General features: G+C 68.4%; 16 protein-coding genes. 2 read left to right on the top strand and 14 right to left on the bottom strand.

From position 1 onward, the window contains the following. Positions 1-130: 130 nt before the first annotated feature. Positions 131-1060 (bottom strand): N-carbamoyl-D-amino-acid hydrolase, encoded by a 930-nt coding sequence (locus JNK84_RS21635; protein WP_293428139.1) that lies wholly within the window; start codon positions 1058-1060, stop codon positions 131-133. Beyond that, complete coding sequence (locus tag JNK84_RS21640; protein WP_293428141.1) at positions 1057-2208, bottom strand: diaminopropionate ammonia-lyase; 1152 nt, start codon at positions 2206-2208, stop codon at positions 1057-1059. Before JNK84_RS21640 ends, JNK84_RS21635 begins: the two co-directional genes overlap by 4 nt. A 164-nt stretch (positions 2209-2372) precedes the next feature. On the opposite strand from JNK84_RS21640, the gene JNK84_RS21645 reads away from it, so the two are divergent. Both JNK84_RS21645 and JNK84_RS21650 read left to right on the top strand, forming a co-directional pair. Further along, a complete protein-coding gene (locus JNK84_RS21645) occupies positions 2373-3845 on the top strand; it encodes a M81 family metallopeptidase (protein ID WP_293428143.1) in 1473 nt (490 codons plus the stop codon). A gap of 167 nt (positions 3846-4012) precedes the next feature. Next, positions 4013-4459, top strand: a complete 447-nt coding sequence (locus tag JNK84_RS21650) for a BLUF domain-containing protein (RefSeq protein ID WP_293428145.1) — start codon at positions 4013-4015, stop codon at positions 4457-4459. 6 nt (positions 4460-4465) lie between these two features. On the opposite strand, the gene JNK84_RS21655 is transcribed toward JNK84_RS21650, so the two are convergent. The 12 genes from JNK84_RS21655 to JNK84_RS21710 form a co-directional block, all read right to left on the bottom strand. Next, the gene (locus tag JNK84_RS21655; protein WP_293428147.1) at positions 4466-5254 is read right to left on the bottom strand and encodes an ABC transporter ATP-binding protein; all 789 of its coding nucleotides are present in this window, start codon (positions 5252-5254) and stop codon (positions 4466-4468) included. Further along, positions 5251-6024, bottom strand: coding sequence for an ABC transporter permease (locus tag JNK84_RS21660; protein ID WP_293428149.1), 774 nt, complete (start codon positions 6022-6024; stop codon positions 5251-5253). Before JNK84_RS21660 ends, JNK84_RS21655 begins: the two co-directional genes overlap by 4 nt. Positions 6025-6110: 86 nt before the next feature. Next, positions 6111-7055 carry an ABC transporter substrate-binding protein gene (locus JNK84_RS21665; protein ID WP_441343286.1) on the bottom strand — a complete coding sequence of 315 codons (945 nt, stop codon included), beginning with the start codon at positions 7053-7055 and terminating at the stop codon, positions 6111-6113. Between the two features lie 157 nt (positions 7056-7212). Further along, complete coding sequence (locus JNK84_RS21670; RefSeq protein WP_293428151.1) at positions 7213-7740, bottom strand: sarcosine oxidase subunit gamma; 528 nt, start codon at positions 7738-7740, stop codon at positions 7213-7215. Next, entirely contained in the window at positions 7733-10717 is a 2985-nt protein-coding gene (locus JNK84_RS21675) for a sarcosine oxidase subunit alpha family protein (RefSeq protein ID WP_293428282.1), read from the bottom strand. Before JNK84_RS21675 ends, JNK84_RS21670 begins: the two co-directional genes overlap by 8 nt. 47 nt (positions 10718-10764) lie before the next feature. Next, positions 10765-11043 carry a sarcosine oxidase subunit delta gene (locus JNK84_RS21680; RefSeq protein WP_293428153.1) on the bottom strand — a complete coding sequence of 93 codons (279 nt, stop codon included), beginning with the start codon at positions 11041-11043 and terminating at the stop codon, positions 10765-10767. An 11-nt stretch (positions 11044-11054) separates the two neighbouring features. Beyond that, positions 11055-12308, bottom strand: coding sequence for a sarcosine oxidase subunit beta family protein (locus JNK84_RS21685; protein ID WP_293428155.1), 1254 nt, complete (start codon positions 12306-12308; stop codon positions 11055-11057). Between the two features lie 137 nt (positions 12309-12445). Continuing rightward, positions 12446-13534 (bottom strand): TRAP transporter substrate-binding protein, encoded by a 1089-nt coding sequence (locus tag JNK84_RS21690; protein ID WP_293428157.1) that lies wholly within the window; start codon positions 13532-13534, stop codon positions 12446-12448. 88 nt (positions 13535-13622) lie between these two features. Further along, complete coding sequence (locus JNK84_RS21695) at positions 13623-14741, bottom strand: SAM-dependent methyltransferase (protein WP_293428159.1); 1119 nt, start codon at positions 14739-14741, stop codon at positions 13623-13625. Positions 14742-14829: 88 nt separating this feature from the next. Then, positions 14830-15207 carry a DUF3726 domain-containing protein gene (locus JNK84_RS21700; RefSeq protein ID WP_293428161.1) on the bottom strand — a complete coding sequence of 126 codons (378 nt, stop codon included), beginning with the start codon at positions 15205-15207 and terminating at the stop codon, positions 14830-14832. Beyond that, positions 15204-16856 carry a hypothetical protein gene (locus JNK84_RS21705; RefSeq protein WP_293428163.1) on the bottom strand — a complete coding sequence of 551 codons (1653 nt, stop codon included), beginning with the start codon at positions 16854-16856 and terminating at the stop codon, positions 15204-15206. The genes JNK84_RS21700 and JNK84_RS21705 overlap by 4 nt, the downstream gene beginning before the upstream one ends. After that, a complete protein-coding gene (locus tag JNK84_RS21710; RefSeq protein WP_293428165.1) occupies positions 16853-17848 on the bottom strand; it encodes an Ldh family oxidoreductase in 996 nt (331 codons plus the stop codon). The genes JNK84_RS21705 and JNK84_RS21710 overlap by 4 nt, the downstream gene beginning before the upstream one ends. Positions 17849-17867 lie beyond the last annotated feature (19 nt).

Genomic DNA, 17867 nt, shown 5'->3' on the forward strand with positions numbered 1-17867 from the left:
CATCACCCGTGCGGCCCGGCCCGCCCGGGGTCCACCGTCGTATAATTCCACACTGTTTTTTTTTTTGTGGTGGGGGGGGGGGCCGCGCCCCCCCACCCACGACAAGTGCCCGAGCTTGATATCCTCCCGATCACCCCTCAGGCCCCACCGCGCCCCGCTGCTCGACGATCCGCCGGTACTGGTCCGGCTGGCGGTGCATGTCGAAATTGAAGGTCGAGGCCTTGTAGCTCTTCGTCAGGTCGAGATCGCAGCGGGCGACGATGAGCTCGTCGTCCTGCGTCAGGGCCTGCCCGATCACCTCGCCGGTCGGCGCGACGATGGACGAGCCGCCGATCATCTCGCAGCCCTCCTCGACGCCGCATTTGGCGACGCCCACGACCCAGGTGCCGTTCTGGTAGGCTCCGGCCTGCATGACGAGCTGGTTATGGAACTCCGAGAGACGGTCGTGGTCGGGCGCCGGCGGATTGTGCCGGGGCGTGTTGTAGCCGAGCAGGATCATCTCCACCGACTGCAGGCCCATGACCCGGTAGCTTTCCGGCCAGCGGCGATCGTTGCAGATCATCATGCCCATATGGCCGCCGAGGGCGTTCCAGACACCCCACGAGAGGTCGCCGACCTCGAAATAGTGCTTCTCCAGGTGCTGGAAGGCGCGCCACGGCTCGTGCCCGGCATGGCCGGGCAGATGAATCTTGCGGTACTTGCCGACGATGCGCGCCGACTTGTCGACGAGAACAGCGGTGTTGAAGTGCCGGCCTTCCGGCGTCAGCTCCGCATAGCCGAGCGAGAAGCCGATGCCGAGCCGGGCGGCTTCGTTGAACAGCGGCGCGGTCTCGTTGGACGGCATCTCGCGCTCGAAAAAGGCGTCGATCTCGTTCCTGTCCTCCATCCACCAGCGCGGAAAGAAGGTCGTCAGCGTCAATTCCGGAAAGACGACGAGATCGCAGCGGTGAGAGGCCGCTTCGCGCATCATCTCGACCATGCGGGCGACGACCTCGCGGCGCGAATGCGCACGCTGGATCGGCCCCATCTGGGCGGCTCCGACCGTGACGATGCGGCTCATGCAGCGCTCCTTTCGACCTCGGCGGCATCCCGGCCGACAATCTCGCGGTAGATCTCCGGATCGGTCGCGCCCTCCGTGCCGATGCACAATATGCGCGAATCCGGACCGAGCCGGAGCGCCGCGCGCACCCGCGCATCGCCGGCGATCGCGCGAAAGCCGGCAAGCCCCGCGACACCCGATTCGCCCGCGGCGATGCCGAGCGGCGCCAGGTCGCGCATGGCGTCGGCCGCCCGCTCGTCCGGGATGGTCACGAAGGCGTCGGCGCCCGGGGACAGCAGTTTCCAGGCGAGTTCGGAGGGCTCACCGCAGGCAAGACCCGCCATGATCGTATCGAGATCGCCGCCGACCGTCGTCCAGCGCCCGGCCAGCGCGCTCTGGAACAGGCAATCCGCCTGGACCGGCTCGACCACGACCACGACCGGCCGCTGCGCTCCCTGCTGCTCCCAGTAGTAGGACAGCATGCCGGCCGCGAGGCCGCCGACGCCGCCCTGCACGAAGACGTGGGTCGGCGTCGCGCCCTGGCTCTCGGCCTCCAGCGCCAGCACGGCATAGCCCTGCATCACGTCGCGTGGAATGAGGTCATAGCCCGGCCAGGAGGTGTCGGAGACGATGGTCCAGCCATTGGCGGCGGCAGCCTCGGCCGAGGCCCGCACGGCGTCGTCGTAATTGCCGGGAACCCGCCGGACCTCGGCGCCGAAGGCGGCGATGGCCTCCGCCCTGCCCTCGCTGACCGTCTCGTGGACATAGATGATCGCCTTGACGCCCAGCCGTTTCGCGCCCCAGGCAACAGCGCGGCCGTGATTGCCGTCGGTGGCGCAGGTAACCGTCAGGCCGTCTGCCGAGCCGCGCTGCTCGACCAGCCGCTGGACCGCATAGGCGCCGCCCAGCGCTTTGAAACTCTTCAGCGAGAAGCGCCTGCCCTCGTGCTTGTAGAGAACCACGCCGACGCCGGCCGCGCGCGCCATGGCCTCCAGCGCGATCAGCGGCGTCGGCTGATAGCCGTCCCATCGGCTGATCGCCCGATAGGCGGCTGCCCCGCCATCCAGCGACAGGATCGCCCGCTGTTCGGGCCCATAGGCAAGAGTGCGGTCGAGCGCCGGATTGAGGAGGAAGGTGGCGCCGGCCGGCAGGCGGAGTGCATCGGACATACCACTGACTATGCCGGTCGGCGGCTGTTGGACAAGGCATGGCGCCGATGCGGGACCGGCAGGCTTCCGCATCGTCATGGACGGCATGCCGCCTGCCACCTTGAGCCGCGGGTCGTGACAGGGTCGAATGGCGTCGGAGCAACACTGCATCGGGACCTGAATTCATGCGCCTGTTCACGGCCAGCATCGCCACCGAGACCAATACATTCTCGCCGATCCCGACCTCGCTGGAGAGCTATCTCTCCTGCTTCGTCGCGCGGCCGGGCGAACATCCCGACCAGCCAAGCCTCTGCACGGCGCCGCTCTTCGTCGCGCGCCGGCGCGCGCAGCAGGAGGGCTTCACCCTCATCGAGGGCTCGTGCTTCTTCGCCCAGCCGGCGGGCCTCACCACCAGGCGCGCCTACGAGACCATGCGCGACGAGGTTCTGGGGCAGTTGAAGGCCGCGATGCCGGTGGACGGCGTCCTGCTCGGCATGCACGGCGCCATGGTCGCGGACGGCTATGACGACTGCGAGGGCGACCTGCTGGACCACGTGCGCGCCATTGTCGGGCCGGATTGCGTCATCGGCGTCGAGCTCGATCCGCACTGCCACCTGACGCTCAAGCGTCTCCGCCTCGCCGACGTCATCGTGCTGTTCAAGGAATATCCGCACACCGACATCGTGCCGCGCGCCGAGGAACTGGTGACGCTGGTGCTGAAGACCATCCGCAAGGAAATCCGTCCGGTCGCCTCGCTCTACGACTGCGGCATGATCGCCTTCTATCCGACCACGTCGGAGCCGAACCTGTCCTTCGTCGCTCGGCAGAAGAGCTTCGAGGGCAAGGACGGCGTTCTCTCCGTCTCCTTCGTCCACGGCTTTCCCCATGCCGACGTGCCGGAAATGGGCTCGCGCATGCTGGTCTACACCGACAATGCCAAGCCGAAGGGCGACGCGCTGGCGCGGCAGCTCGGCGAGGAGATCATCGCGCTGCGCGGCAAGACCGCCCCGCCCGATCTCGATTTCGTCGACGCGCTCGACCAGGCGCTGGCGACGAATACGGCCAACGGGCCTGCGATCATCGCCGAGCCAGCCGACAATGCCGGCGGCGGCTCGGCTTCCGACAACACGATGGCGCTGCACGAGCTGATCCGCCGTGGCGTGAAGGGCACGGCGGTCGCGCCCCTTTGGGACCCCGTGTCCGTGTCGTTCTGCCATGCCGTCGGTCCGGGCGGCAGGGTGCGCCTGAGGATCGGCGGCAAGACCTCCGATCTCTCAGGTGATCCGGTCGATGCCGATTGCGAGGTTCTGGCGGTCGCCACCGACCGCTGGCAGAGCTTCGGCGACGCCAAGGCGGCGGTCGGCGATCTCGCCGCAGTGCGCATCGGCGGCGTCGATGTGATCCTCAACACCAATCGCTGCCAGGCGCTGGGACGCGAGCTGTTCACCGATCTCGGCCTCAACCCGAAATCCTACCGGCTGCTCGTGCTGAAATCGGCCCAGCATTTCATGGCGGCTTATGGTCCGCTCGCCTCGACGGTCTTTTATTCCGAAACGCAGGGGCCGTCGTCGCAGCGCTACCAGACCCACGATTACCATCGGATACAGCGGCCGAAATGGCCGATGGAGCAGGATTCGCCGGGCAAACTCATAGCCTGAAGGGAAGCCTCGCCTCCTTCGGCGAGCGCTGAGGGAACGCCACGGGAGGAAGCGGGTTGTGGTATCAGCGCCCTGTCGCCGCTGCTATTGCGCGCCCGACAGGCCCCCTTCTCCGTCGTCGGCCTTGTTGCCGAGCCGGCGCACAGTCCCCTCAGCAAGGACAGACAATGTCGGAAGACGCCGATCTCATCCGGCTGACCTATGTCAGCGCGCACGAACTGCCGACCGACGCCAGCGGCTTCAATATGGCCTTCGCCGATATCGAGCAGGTAGCGTCGAAGGCCAATGCGGGAGCCGGCATTACCGGTTTCCTCGTCTGTGCGCGCCGCTGGTTCGCGCAGGTCATCGAAGGGCCGTCCGCGGCGATCGATGCTCTCTACGCGAAGCTCGGCGCCGATCCCCGCCACCATTCGCTGCGTCTCGTCGAGCGGGCGGTCATCACCCGCCGGCACTTCCCCGACTGGCACCTCGCGCTCGGCTATGCCGCGCCGTCGACCAGCATGGTCTTCGCCGTGCTCGATTTCTCGATCGACGAGATTCCGGGGCCGGATGCCGACGATCGCCTGCTCGACCTCGCGACTGACCTTGCCGCCATCAAGCGCGTCGTTACCTGACGGAGGTCAAAAGCCCGCCTGCGCGGCGATGATCGTCTCGCCGCGAATGTCCTCCGTCAGCTGTTCTTCCAGCCGCGCGAATTCCGGCGCCGTCTTGATCCGGTAGGAGCGCGGATGGGCGAAGGGCACCTGCACCTCGCTCTTGAACCGCCCCGGCCTTGCGCTCATCACCAGCACGCGGTTGGCCATGAACACGGCTTCCTCGATGTCGTGGGTCACGAACAGCACGGTCTTGCGGTTGTCTTCCCAGATCTTCAGCAGCAGTTCCTGCATCAGCGACCGCGTCTGGTGGTCGAGCGCGCCGAACGGCTCGTCGAGGAGCAGAACCTTCGGGTCGTTCGCAAGCGCGCGCGCCAGCGCCGCGCGCTGCTGCATTCCCCCGGAAAGCTGCTTGGGATAGTGGTTGGCGAACTGGGCAAGGCCGACCTGCGCCATCAGCCGCTCGGCGATGTCGCGCCGCTCGGTCACCGCCACGCCCCGCTCGCGCGGCCCGAACTGGATGTTCTCGGCGACCGTCAGCCACGGGAACAGCGTGTAGCTCTGGAACACCATGCCCCGCTGGGCGCCCGGCTCCGTCACCGGCTTGCCGTCGAGCGTCACAGTGCCGGTGGTCGGCCTGTCGAGGCCGGCGACGATGCGCAGAAGCGTCGACTTGCCGCAGCCGGACGGCCCGAGGATCGCGACGAAATCGCCCTCCCCGACCGTCAGATCGACGGGAGACAGCGCCTGAACCGGCGCGCCGCCGCGCACGCCCGGAAAGGTGCGCGACACGCCCTTGACGACGACGCCGCTCATATCGTGCTCCACGGGAACAGCTTCTGGTTCAGCGCCTTGAACAGGAAGTCGGAGATGAGCCCGATGACGCCGATGACGATGATGCCGAAGATCATCTGGCCGGTGGCGAGCAGCGCTTGGCTTTCGATGATCATGTGGCCGATGCCGGACGATGACCCGATCAGTTCGGCGACGATGACATAGGTCCAGGCCCAGCCGAGAACGAGGCGCAGGATTTCGGCGATCTGGGGGGCGGCGAACGGCACCATGACCCGCCCGACAATGCCCTGGTCGCGCGCGCCGAGCGTCAGCGCCGCCTCGACCAGATCGCGGCGGATCGAGCCGACCGCCACCGCCACCATCAGCACGATCTGGAACACCGAACCCACGAAGATGACCAGCAGCTTCTGCTTCTCGCCGACGCCGGCCCACAGGATGAACAGCGGAATGAAGGCCGAGGCCGGCAGATAGCGCGCGAAGGAGACAAAGGGCTCGAAGAAGGCCTCCACCGGCTTGTAGGCGCCCATGGCGAGCCCCAGCGGCACGGCGATGAGCGCGGCAAGAATGAACCCGCCGACCACGCGCCAGACCGTGACGCCGATATCCTTCAGGAAGCCGTGATGGGTGATGAGGTTCCAGCCCTCCTGGAGCATCGTCAGGGGATCGGCGAGGAACAGCTTCGGCACGAGGCCGCCAAAGGTGATCGCAGCCCAGGCCGCGAAGAACACCACGAAGAACGATATGCCGAGGACGATGCGCGTGCCCGGCGAGACGGGTTCGAGGGGTTTCATGGGCTCCGATCCGTCAGCCGACGACCTTCCAGAAAGCGTCATGGCCGGGCTTGACCCGGCCATGAGCGGCACATGCGGGCGCGCGGCTACTGGATGAACCGCGTATCGACCATCGTGTCAAAGTTCGGCTTCTGCCGGATCACGCCGATTTCCAGCAGCAGGTCGGCTGCCTTCTCCGTGAACCGCCGCCACTCGCCGGCAAAGAAGGTCTTGTTCGCGTCGCGGTCCTGCCAGCGCAGATACTGCGCGGAATTGCCGAATTGCTCGGCCGTCTGCCGGACGTCCGCGCCCATGATGCGGTAGGCTTCCGCCTGGTTGGTCCGGATCATCTCCAGCGCCTCGAAATAGCTCTTGGCCAGCGCCCGTGCCGCGGCCTCGTTCGCCTGCAGGAAGGCTGGCGTGCAGCCGAACGTGTCCATGACCATCGGATAGTCGAGGGTGGTGGCGATGATCTTGCCGGCCTGCGGCGCGGCGCGAACCGAGGAGAGATAGGGCTCGTAGGTCATGGCGGCGTCGTTCTGTCCGGCGACGAAGGCCTGCGCAGCCGGCCCCGGCTCCATGTTGACGATCGTGACGTCGCGGATCGAGAGGCCGTTCTCCTTCAGCATCCAGGCGAGCGCGAAATAGGGCGAGGTGCCGGGCGCCGAAGCCGCGACTGTCCGGCCGCGCAGGTCGCGGATCGAGTTGATGCCGCTGCGCACGGCCATGCCGTCGGCGCCGTAGCTCTTGTCGAGCTGGAAAATCTGGGTGGTCGCGATACCGCTGGCATTCCACGAGATCCAGGTCTCGACCGTGGTCGCGGCGCACTGGATGTCGCCGGAGGCGATGGCGAGGTGGCGGCTCGCCTGCGGGATCTTGCGGATCGTCACGTCGAGGCCGTTGCGCGCGAATATCCCGGCCTCCTTGGCCAGCGTCAGCGGCGCGAAGCCGGTCCAGCCGGAAATGCCGATATTGACCTTGGTCTGGGCCTGAGCGGCGCTGCCAAGCGCCATCGCCGCGACAAAGGCCGCGCCCGCCGAGAGGCGGCGCAGGGTGAGCATGGGCGACATCGTCATTCTCCTCTGGTGGCGGTCTGACAAAGCCGCCTCTTGCCGCACTCTAGGAGCGCGGAACATTCCGTTTGCATACGGACATATACGTATGACCCACAGAAAACCGTGTGCAGCGCAAAGATGTCGCGCCACCCGGTCAGGACGTGGCTCGGCTCGCGGTCTCCAGCCATTCCGCGAAGAAGTCCGCGTAGGAGCTCGGAACGTGGATATCGAACCGCCCGCCGTCCTGGGCGACGATGGTCACGCCGATCTTGCCGATGGCCGTGACGATCGCCCCGCCGGGCCCGAAGGATGCCGACCTCAGGTCGGCCGTGCAGCCTTTCGAGAGGACGGTCCGCGCGCCGTCGCCGGAGAGGCCGAAGATTTCCCGCGCGTGGGTCAGGTCGACCACCGCGCCGCGATCGGCCACGGCAGCCTCGACGCGTTCGGCCAGTACCGGCTCGGCCTCGCCCTGCCCGATCACGAACCAGCGGTCGAGGCCCGCGGAGACGAGTTGCACGCCGGCCCCGCCGGTCCATCGGTTGACCGATGGCAGGGCGCAGCCGAGAGCCGCGGACAGCGCCTCGCCCGCCCCGACAGCATCCCGATGGGCGCTGACCAGTAGCAGCGCTTCGGGCGATGCCCGGGTGACGGCGACCTTTGTCATGGCGTCTGCGTCAGCCATGCATCCGCTCCCCTGCGGCATCGAGGAAGACGGGATCGACGATCTTCACCGGCACGATCGCTCCAACGATCGGCGCCGCCGCCACGACCATGCGCCCGCCTTCGGTCGCGCTCGGCTTCATCAGCGCTAGCGCGATGGACTTGCGCAGTGTCGGGCTCCAGGTCGCCGAGGTGACATGGCCGAGGATCGGCATGGGTGCCGGCGCATTCGGATCGTGGACGAGATTGGCCCCGGCCGGGATCGGTGTGACCCCGTCGGCAGGCTCCAGCCCAACCAGCCGGAGCCGGTCCGGATCGTTGAGGCCCGCGCGGCCGAGCATCGCCTTGCCGACGAAGTGCTTCTTCGCCGAGACCATGCGCCCGAGCCCCAGATCGGCCGGGGTCGTGCGGCCGTCGAGTTCCGCTCCTGCGACATGGCCTTTCTCGATGCGCATCGCACCCATGGCCTCCAGCCCGTAGGGCATGGCCCCGGCCGCGACCAGCGCTTCCCAGACGCCCAGCGCGCCGCGCCAGGGCGCCGCGACCTCATAGGCCATCTCGCCGGAATAGCTGACGCGGAACAGTCGCACCGGCACGCCGGCAACAAGGGCCTCGGTAGTGCCGAGGTGGGGCAGCACGTCGTTGCCGAGCGCCCTGCCCGCGATCTTCTCGAGCACCGCCCTCGCCCGCGGCCCCGCCACCGCGATCTGGCCGAACTGATCGGTGATGGAGGCCACCTGCACCTTCATGTCCGGCCAGGCCGTCGCCAGCAGGTATTCCATGTGCATCAGCACCTTGGCCGCATTGGCCGTGGTCGTCGTCACGTAGAAGCGGTTCTCGGCGATGCGCGTCACGGTGCCGTCGTCCATGACGAAACCGTCATCGCGCAGCATCAACCCGTAGCGCGCCTTGCCGACGGCGAGCGACGCCATCGGGTTGCAGTAGAGCCGGTCGAGGAAGGCCTGGGCATCCGGGCCCTGCACGTCGATCTTGCCGAGCGTCGAGACGTCGCAGATTCCGACGCCGGCCCGCACGATCAGCGTCTCGCGGATCCAGGCCTCCCGGTAGGTCTCGCCGGCGCGGATATAGGTCTTCGGGCGGTCCCACAGGCCGGAGGCGGTCATCACCGCCCCGTTGGCGCGATGCCAGGCGTCCATCGGCGTCCGCCGCTTCGGGGCATGGTGCTGGCCGACCTCCGCGCCGGCCAGCGCGCCGAGCGTCACGGGCGTATAGGGCGGCCGGAACGTTGTGGTGCCAACCTCGGGGATCGGCGCGCCGCGCGCTTCCGCGACGATGGCGAGGCCGTTGATGTTCGAGGTCTTACCCTGGTCGGTGCCCATGCCGAGCGTCGTGTAGCGCTTGACGTGCTCGATGGACCGGTAGTTCTCGCGCACGGCAAGGCCGAGATCGGAAGCGGTCACGTCGTTCTGGAAGTCGACGAAGCGCTTGGCCTTCACCCCCTCCGGCAGGGCGACCGCCCAGAGCGGTTCGGACGGCGATGCCGGCGCTTCGTCGGCGACCTGCCAGTCGGGCAGCGCCCTGCGCGCGAAACCGGCGGCTTCCGCCGCAGCGGCGCCGGCTTCAGCGCCCTCGCGGATCAGGCCATCGAGCGCGAAGACACCGTTGCCGGCCCCGGCGGACCGCGCGGCCTGACCGATCCGGCCCGGCACGAAGGCTGATATCTCGTCGCGCCAGACCAGCTTGCCGCCGGCCTGCGAATGGAGGTGTACGGCCGGTGAGAATCCGCCGGACATGGCGATGAGGTCGCAGGCGACGATCCGCGCCCGCCCGCCCGCGAGCGGCGCGACGGCCGCCCCCTGCACGCGACCGCGCCCGGTCGCCTGTGTCACCACATGGCCGGCGAGAACCTCGATTCCCGCGCCGCGCGCCCAGTCCGCGACGATGCCCGGAGCCGGCCGCGCGTCTGCGACCAGCACGACATCGATGCCCTTCGCCTTCAGGTCGATGGCGGTGCGGTAGCCGTCGTCGTTGGTGGTGAAGACCAGCACGTGCCGTCCGGCCGCGACCGCATATTCATTGGCGTAGCGGCGCGCGGCCGAGGCCAGCATCACCCCTGGCAGGTCGTTGTCGGCGAAGACCAGCGGCCGCTCGATGGCCCCTTGAGCCAGCACCACCTGCCTTGCCTTCACCTGCCAGCGGCGCTGACGCGGCAGATCGGCCGGCGCGGCCGGACCGAGATGGTCGGTGACGCGTTCGAGCAGCGCCACCGTGCCATGGTCGTAGAAGCCGAACGCGGTCGTGCGCGTCAGCACCCGGACATTGGGCCGCGACGACAGGTCGGCCGCGACGCGCGACGCGAAATCCGGCGCGGCCATACCATCGATCTCGTAGGTCTCGAAACGCAACTGGCCGCCGAGCTGCGGCCGCTCGTCGACGAGGAGCACGTCCGCTCCGGCATCGGCCGCCGCCAGCGCCGCCGCAAGGCCCGCCGGGCCGCCGCCGACCACGATCACGTCGCAATGCGCGGTGCGGTGCTCGTAGCTGTCGGGGTCGGCATGGGGCACGCCCCGGCCCATGCCGGCCGCATGGCGGATGCCCTTCTCATAGACCATCCAGGCGCGGTTCTGCCCGACGAACCCCGGCCCGATGAAGGTCTTGTAGTAGAAGCCGGAGGGCAGGAAGCGCGAGACCAGCGAGTTCACCGCGCCGAGGTCGATGTTCAGCGAGGGGAACCGGTTCTGGCTCTCCGCGACCAGTCCCTCGTGGAGCTCGGCCATGGTCGCGCGGCTGTTCGGGTCGGCGCGATCGCCCTCCCCGATCCGCACGATGGCATTGGGTTCTTCCGCCCCCGCCGACAGGATGCCGCGCGGGCGGTGATATTTGAACGAGCGTCCGACGAGATGAACGCCGTTGGCCAGCAGCGCCGAAGCGAGCGTGTCGCCCGCATAGCCGGCAAGACGCTTGCCGTCGAACGTGAAGGCCAGCGCTTGCTCGCGGTCCACCGCGCCGCCCGATGCCAGCCGCCCCGGCTGCGGCATCTGCGCGGCGGCCAATGGCGGCCCCGGGTCGCGGCTGCGCAGGAAGCTCATGACGACGCTCCCGGCAACCGTGTCGGCGGCAAGGGCCGCGTCCCGCTTACCGCGTGGGTGACGAGGTCGCGCTCGACCAGCGCAAACCCGCGGCATCCCAGCGTGTGCTGCCAGATCTCGGCCAGCGGGCCGCGCCTGTTGTCGCGCAGATAGACGTAGTCGTACCAGGCCGCCGCGCTCGCATCGTCGGCCGGGCGCATGCGCTCGCCGTCGCCGATGAAGGTGAACTCGGTATGGGTCCGTTCGCCGCAATGGGGACAGCGGATGGTCAGCATGGTTCCGCTCCCTAGTGCGCCTGCGGCGTCGGGCCGGCGCCCTTGTCGTCGATGGCATAGCCGCGCTCGAACCGGTCAAGCCGGAACTCCGCGTTCATCGGATGCGGCTCGTCGCGCGCGATGGTGTGGGCGAAGACGAAGCCCGAACCCGGCGTCGCCTTGAAGCCGCCATAGCACCAGCCGCCATTGAGGTAGAGGCCGGATATCGGCGTCTTGGAGATGATCGGCGAGCCGTCCATCGACATGTCCATGATGCCGCCCCAGTGGCGCAGCATGCGCAGCCGCGACAGCGCCGGGAACATTTGCAGGCCACAGGACATGGCCTCCTCGATGATCGGCAGGTTTCCGCGCTGGGCGTAGGACGGATAGAAGTCGAGGTCGCCGCCCATCACCATCTCGCCCTTGTCGGACTGGCTGACATAGAAGTGCCCGGCGCCGAAGGTGACCACCGTGTCGATGAACGGCTTGATCGGCTCGGATACGAAGGCCTGCAGGAGATGGCTCTCGATCGGCAGCTTGAGGCCCGCCAGGGCCGCGACGTGGCTGGTATGGCCCGCCACCGCGATGCCGACCTTCTTCGCCCGGATCGTGCCGCGGCTGGTCTGGACGCCCTTCACCGCCCCGCCATCGATGACGAAGCCGGTGACCTCGCAGTTCTGGACGATATCGACGCCGCGCCGCGAGGCCGCGCGCGCATAGCCCCAGGCGACCGCGTCGTGCCGCGCCGTGCCGCCGCGCCGCTGCAACAGGCCGCCGACAACCGGGAACCGGGCATTTTCCGACACGTCGAGGTGCGGCACGAAGGCCGCCACCTGCTCCTTCGTCAGCCATTCGGAATCGATGCCGTTGAGGCGCATGGCGTTGCCCCGCCGCATATGGGCATCGCGCTGCGCATCCGAATGCGCCAGATTCAGCACGCCGCGCTGGGAGAACATGACGTTATAGTTGAGGTCGGCGGACAGCCCTTCCCACAGCTTCAGCGACAGCTCGTAGAAATGGGCATTGGCCTCCAGCAGGTAATTCGAGCGCACGATGGTCGTGTTCCGCCCGGTATTGCCGCCGCCGATATAGCCCTTCTCCAGCACCGCCACGCGGCCGATGCCGTGTTCCTTCGCGAGGTAGTAGGCGGTCGCCAGCCCGTGGCCGCCGCCGCCGACGATCACCACGTCGTAGGCCGGCTGCGGTTCGGCGTCGCGCCAGGCCTCTTCCCATCCGGAATGGTCCCGCAGGCCCTCGCGAAACAGCCTGAATGCGGAATAGGTCATGGGTCCGTCGTCATGGGTGAGCAGCTGCGCCGGCCGCGAACGGCCGGCCGCCGCACATCAGCAGGTTCGCGCGCCGATGGGAAGTGTCGGGAGCCGCCGGGCGGGCATGCCGGCCGGCGGCCCGGGCAGCGATGCCCTTACGCCTTCACCCAGCTGGGCGCGGCGAAACGGAACTGGTCCAGCGTGTTCTCCGCGATGCGGAACCAGAGGTTCGACTCGTCGGTGAACTTCTTCCAACTTTCATAGACCTTCTTGAACTCGTCGTTCTTGGAGGCGATGTCGTCGAGCGTCTCGATCGTCGCCTTGTAGCAGGCTTCGAGCACCGGCCGCGGAAAGGCGCGCAGCTGGGCGCCGGCAGCAACCAGCCGGCGCAGGGCCTCCGGGTTCTTGGCATCGTAATGCGCCATCATCTGCACGCATTGCTCGCTGGCCGCCGCCTCGTAGGCCGCCTTGAAGGCCGGCGGCAGCTCCGCCCATTTCCCTGTATTGACGAAGGTCGAGATCTCTCCGGAGCCCTCCCACCAGCCGGGCGTGTAGTAGTAGCGGGCGACCTTCACGAAACCGAGTTTCTCGTCGTCATAGGGACCGACCCACTCGGCCGCATCGATCGTGCCGCGCTCCAGCGAGGTATAGATATCGCCCGCCGCGATCTGCTGGGGCACGACGCCGAGCTTCGACAGGACCGTGCCGCCGACGCCGCCGATGCGGAATTTCAGGCCCCTGAGGTCGTCGAGCGAATTCACTTCCTTGCGGAACCAGCCGCCCATCTGCACGCCGACATTGCCGCACGGCATGGCGACGATGTTGTACTTGGCGAAAATGTCGCGCATCAGTTCGCGCCCGCCGCCCGCGAACATCCACGCCTGCTGCTGGCGCGTGTTGAGCCCGAACGGCATGCCACCCTGGAAGCCGATCGCGGGGTTACGGCCGAAGAAATAGGTCGAGAGCGTGTGGCTGCACTCGACCGTTCCGTTCTGGGTGGCGTCGAACACGCCGAGCGCGGGCACGATCTCGCCGGCCGCGAACACCTGAATCTGGAATTTCCCGTCGGTGACCTGACTGATCCGCTCTGCCATGGCGACGGCGGAGCCTTGCAGCGTGTCGAGGCTCTTCGGCCAGCTCGTCACCATGCGCCAGCGCACGGTGGGTGTCTGGGCAAGGGCCGGTGCCGCGATGGCGGCGGCAGCCGCCCCAGCCGTTCCGGCAATGAAATGGCGTCGTTTCATGCGAGTTCTCCCGTCTGTCTCGCGTCGGTGGCACGTTTTCGCGCCTTCCTCGACGTTCCCCCGAAGACCTAAGCGACCTCTGATATCGTTAGCGCCCGCCGCTTCTGGTCATCACCATGAAGCAGTGGACGTAGTCCATCGCGTGCCCCTCCGGGCTCTTCGCGACCTCGGCCTCGTATGCCCCGTAAAAGGCGTCGACGATCGAGGCGCGCTCCTGCGGGCTGCGCTTCGGATCGAGCGCGCCGGCAAAGACCGTCTCTGACCACGAGCGAAGCGTCGGCACATAGGCGCGCGCGAAGGCGGCGGCGTCGCCATGCTTCCTGAAATCCGCCGCGTAAGGGCATTTCGTGACGGCGGTCGAGATGTGGTCCAGCCTGAGGCCGGCCTTCGCCACCTTCGAGCCCTTGTCGCGGAACGGCGCGGCGAACTCGTCCGGGGTCTTGTAGAATTGCGGGAAGGTCGCGTTGGCATATTCCGCATCGGTGATGCGGCCCTTCTGCCGGAGCGCGCGCCAGTGGCGGGCGAACTCGTCGAACATGTTCACGCCGCCGGTATTGCCGAGATAGCGGCCCTTCTCGTCGGCGCAGAAATTGGCCAGCACCAGCTTGCCGCCGCGCGCAAGCTCCCGCACGCGATGCAACAGGATGGTCTCCCAGTCGGCCATGGCCTGCCTGCGGAACAGCGCCTGTTCCTCGGCGCTGGCGCCGACCGCCTGGACGTGGTCTGCGATCAGCCCCGGCCGCTTGCTCAGCCAGTGCATGGCGGTGGCGGAGAAGCCGAGATCGAGCGTGCCGTCCGGAACGATCTGCCGGTAGAAGCTGGTGCCCGAGCCGAAGATGTAGAGACCGGGCGTCTCCGCCAGCGGTTTCTTCGCCTGGTCGCCGAGCAGCCCCTGTGTGAGGCGGAACAGCGCCGAGAAATCGTTGTGCGGCAGATCGGTATAGGTCAGCGAAATCGGCCGGTCGGGCGCGGTCCCGCGGACGATCTTCGCGACGCGGCGCATCAGGTCGAGCGAGGTGCCGCCATCCGCCGCGCCGTAGTCGCAGACGGAAAAGGCCGTTTTCGCGGGCTTGATCACCATCCCGGCGAGCGCGTCGGCGACAAGCCCGCCGGCCTTGTCGATGACCGCCTTTGCTCCGACCGTGTTGGAGGAATAGTAGCCTGCGCCGCGCATGGAAATGACCTGAGCCGATGCCTTGGTCGCCATGCGCATTCTCCCGAAAGCCCCGTGTCGGAGAACAGCCTACCCCGTGGCTGGGTGGACGCAACGGAAATCGATTGCGGTGAAGTCCGGATCAGTCGTTGTCGCTGAGTCCGGCCCCCGCGCCGGCCTCGCGGGAGCGCGCCGTTGCCGCGACATAGGTGCGGGCGCCAAGCGCCTCCAGCGCCGCCAACCGCTGCGGCGCGATGTGGAAGCGGGTCCGCGCGCCGCCCTCGACCGACGCGAAGCGATCGAGCACGGCGATCTCGGCGGCCGGCATGGTCGCCGCCGCGACCGCCGGCAGCAGGTCCAGCAGCAGGCCGTCCCAGTTCGCTCCCGCCGTCGCCATGGCGCGGGCGGCCTTGCCGATCTCCTCGGCGCCGCCCCATGACAGGCCCGCCCCGCGCGCGGCCTTGGCCGCGATGGCCTCCACCTCGTTCAGCGACAGGTCGATCACGGGGCCCTCGTTCATGACGCAGCCCGCATGGCTTCGGTCCGACAAATGTCCTCCGGGAACGGCGCATCGGCGAAAAGCGAGATGCGGAGCCAGCGGTCCGAGCGCGGATCGAACCGGCTGGCGCCGAAGAAGGCCAGTTTGGCGCGCAGGAGGTCCACCGGCCGCATCGATGCGCCGATCAGGTTGTCGCGCACCTCCGCGTAGGGATGGCCGGCCGCGATCTGGACGCGCCGCACGACGTGCCGCCATTCCGGCCGCGCCATGAGAAAGGCCGCGACTGTCATGTCCGTCGGCTCGTCGGCTAGCGCTGCCGCCAGCGCCGTGACGTCGCGCGCCACGGCCAGCGGCTGCTCCTTGCCCGCGCCCTCCTCGGCATGCCGCTCGCCGAGGCGCGGCTCGAGCTTCTCCTCCGAGACGTACCAGAAGCGCGCATCGGCCGCCGGCGAGGCGAAATCGAAGCGCTTCGCCCAGCCATAGTCGCGGTCGACGGCCTCGCGCAGCACGCCGCAGGCCATCGCCCCGTCGATGCGGAACACTGCGTCCTCGTCCGCATCCATGGCGTCGGCGAGGTCGTCCACCAGTGCGCCATGCGGTTCGAGGATCAGGGCGGCGACCGCCTCCTGCCCTTCCGGCGACAGTTTCGCCTCGTGCAACTGGTAGAGCGCGTTCCATGGACGGTCGCCGGTGCGCAGGATGCTGGCAGCGTCACAGGCCACATACGCCAGCTCATCGGCGAGCCGTGCCACTCGCGGCGCCTGAACCGGATCCTCGGTCCGCCAGCGCCGGACGTTCTCGCGCATCGTCGCGAGCGCCGCCATGAAAGCAGCGATCTCTGCCTCGCTGGCTGCCCGCCGGGCCCGGACCCTTGCCACGGCCGTCTCTCGCGCGTGAAACCAGCGGTGCACCAGCAAGGGGTGCTTGACCAGAAACGGTGCCATGCCGAGCCCGGTGGAATTGCCGACGCCGAGGCTGCGCCGCATCGCCGGATCGAGCCTTGCCGCCTGCCCCCGCCCGCGCATGGCTGCGACATGCTCGGCGAGCATGATCGTGAACGAGCGGATCAGCCACACGCTCAGCATCTCGGCCCGGAACGGCCCGGAAAATTCCGGCCGTCCGGCGATCCGGTCGCGATCGGCAATGCCGAACTTGCCGTTGCCGTAGACCGCCGTGGTGCGCATGAGATAGCCGACGCTCTCGACGAGTTCCGCATCCGGCTGCCGACCCTCGGCGAGCGTCTCCACGACATGCGCGAACAGGCGGACGCTCTTGTTGGCGCGCGACAGGATCAGGTCGCGCTCACTGTAGCGGCCCGCTTCCTGCCGGGGCGCATTCGCCCGCAACCGCGCGATCTCGCATGCGTCCGGCACGCCGTCATAAAGCACGTAGCTGGTGTCCCAGGCTTCCGCGATCACCCGGTCGGTGCGCATCGCGTCGTCGAGCGGTGTCGAGAAGGCGACCAGCGAATAGGAATGGGCCGGCGCATCGACCTGCAGCACGGCATGACCGTAGCCGTCAGCATCGATCTCCCAGACCGGCACCGAATAGCGCCACCCCTCGCCTTCCACCCGCCTCAGCATGGCGCGCAGGAAGCTGATCCGGGTCGGATGCGATGCGCCGAGCCGGTCGAGCCGCATGACCTGATCGGGTGATCGCAGCTCCATCATGCGCGACCAGCGAGGCGCATGAGAGTGTCATGGGCTCCCTGATCGACCTCGATGCCCCCCGCCGCCTGGATGCGCGCGGCCGCGCGGCGGCCGCCCGGCAACCTGCCGCCCGTCTCCGCGCCGAGCGCCTCGACCACCACGGCGAGCCGATCCGCGAAGGCCCCGCCCGACGACGCGTCCGGCGCGATGGCGATGAAGAACTGCCCCGTCTTCGGAGGCCCCCCCGCCGGCCCGGAGAACGGGCTCGCCTGAATGCCCGGCGTCGCGCCGGCGAGACAGGCGGCAAAAACTTCAACCAGCAGCGCCGAACCGACCCCCTTGTAGCCTCCGGCCGGCACCATCGTCCCCTTCAGACCCGCCGCCGGGTCGGTGGTCGGCCTGCCCTCGGCGTCGAAGGCCCATCCCTCGGGGATCGCCTCGCCCGATCTCGACCGCTTGATGACCTCACTCTTCGCGACGACGCTGGCGCTCTGGTCGATGACGAAGCGCGCGCCGCCCGCCCCGTCGGGAACGGCGAGCGACCACGGATTGGTGCCGAGCACAGGCTTCCTCGCGCCCCATGGCGCGATCGACGCCGGCGCGTTGGTGAAGCCGAGGGCGACGAGACCGGCAGCCGCGATCCGTTCGGTGTGATAGCCGAGCACGCCGCAATTGTAGGAGTTGCGGATGGCGAGGCTGGCAATGCCCTGCGCCCTGGCGGTGGCGATCAGTTCCGGCAATCCGAGATCGATGGCGGCATGGGCAAAGCCCGAGCCGGCATCGACCACAAGACCCCCCGGTGCCGGTTTCGACAGCGCCGGCTCCGCCGCGCCGATTACCTTGCCGCAGGTCAGGTGCTCGCAATAGACCGGCAGGTACATCAGGCCGTGCGAGCGGATACCGTCGCGTTCGGCCCCGGCAATGCCGGCGGCGAGCGCCCTCGCCTGCGCTTCGCTCGCCCCGTGCCTGATCAGCGCCTCCGCTGCAAGCGCCTCGATCCCGGAAAGGCTCATTCGCGGCATCAGCTCACCC

Source organism: Phreatobacter sp. (assembly GCF_016793595.1).
Classification (GTDB): Bacteria; Pseudomonadota; Alphaproteobacteria; order Rhizobiales; family Phreatobacteraceae; genus Phreatobacter.